This window comes from Pediococcus argentinicus (genome assembly GCF_001437605.1).
Lineage (GTDB): Bacteria > Bacillota > Bacilli > Lactobacillales > Lactobacillaceae > Pediococcus > Pediococcus argentinicus.
Genome location: NZ_JQCQ01000069.1, coordinates 1 through 1,403 on the forward strand (window position 1 = coordinate 1; position 1,403 = coordinate 1,403).

Annotated in this window: 1 protein-coding gene; it reads right to left on the reverse strand. The window is 34.4% G+C overall.

Annotated elements, in window-relative coordinates:
* Window positions 1–37 precede the first annotated feature (37 nt).
* Window positions 38–1,330, reverse strand: a complete 1,293-nt coding sequence (locus IV88_RS08910; protein WP_057800540.1) for an ISL3 family transposase — start codon at window positions 1,328–1,330, stop codon at window positions 38–40.
* Window positions 1,331–1,403: the final 73 nt, after the last annotated feature.

Consider the following 1,403-nt stretch of genomic DNA (forward strand, 5'->3'; position numbering starts at 1 on the left):
TGGTTGTTCGTCAACTGTTGTTGGTGAATAATTTTAATTAAAGTTTAGTCACTTTGTGACTAGACTTTTTTTGATACTTAAATTTAAAAGTGATTAGAATGCGAAGCCTGAATCTAAAGAAGCTTCTAAAGCCATAACCCGTTCTTTTAATGAGTTTGATTTTATTGTTAGTACCTTCAAGTGGTCCATTAGAATATGTTTTGTTTTTAAAGGCATTAAAGACGTAGTCTTGGTTAATCCTTAAAGTTGATAAGGGGGTTTCCATTGTTTCCGATAGATTTTGATTACTATTGATCGCATATTGAAATTCTTGCCAGTCATTACTTTTAACAGAAGCCATGATGCGCTGTAATACTTCATATCCACTTTCTAGTTGTGGATCAAATGACAACAACCAATCGATAAAGTCCGTTTCACAAAGCATTTTTTTATTATATGTCCATGAATGAAAGTTCTTGAAGTCCAGTTTAGTAGCTGGCTTAAGTAATAGTTTCCAGTACTTTTTCAAAGCTTTATATTGAATAGAGGAAATATTAAGGTTTTTCATGACTTGTATTCTAGTTTTGTTAAATCCACGAACTACGTTGTTAATAATGTGAAAACGGTCAGTGACTACAATTGCATTTGGAAAGATACTTTGAACAAGTTTGGGATAGGTATAGTTCATATCTGTCACAATTACTTTGACGGATTGTAGTGCTTTAGTGGTATAGCGTTTGAAGTATTGTTCAATATGGTATTGTGTGCGAGCATCTAAAACGTCGATTAATCGATGAGTATCTGCATCCATAAATTCGAAACTCATAGCTCCCTCGGCACTTTTAGTGCTCTTTATTTCATCCATAAGAATAACTTGTGGTAAGTTATTTAAATCGGGACGAAAGTCCCGTTGCGAGTTCATTAGAGTTCGTCCAACAAATGAATCCGAAGTACTGACTTCTTTGGCAATATGCTTCATAGAGACAGTGTCTGATAGCTTTTCAATACAAGCTAGTCTGGTATTGTAGGATATTGAACAGTTTTTTGGGACCAAATCTGTTTCCGCGAGAAAGTATTTATTACATGATTTACATTTAAAATAACGTCTTTTCAGTTTGAGACTAACGTCTCTCTCAAAGTTCCGTGGTAAACGTACAGTTGTGTGGCGCCACCCAAATCTGATAATCTGCGTCGAATCAATAATGCCGCATTTAGGACAATACTTTGGACGGTAGTCCAATATACCAGAAAGTATCAGCGTTGAACTTCCTTCTGGCAAAGAAACAGTATTATTAATGATTTTGATGTTTTTGTCTTTTATTCCTAATAAAACTTTTGTATTATTATCCATAGGGGATTTTCCTTTCTGATTCGTAGTGGGGTTGGTGATGGGAATCCTTTTTTTGATGCCATTATAAAAAAAA

Excerpts from the sequence above, each read along its gene's own strand:
- IV88_RS08910 (WP_057800540.1), bottom strand. The coding sequence starts at position 1,330 with ATGGATAATAATACAAAAGTTTTATTAGGAATAAAAGACAAAAACATC.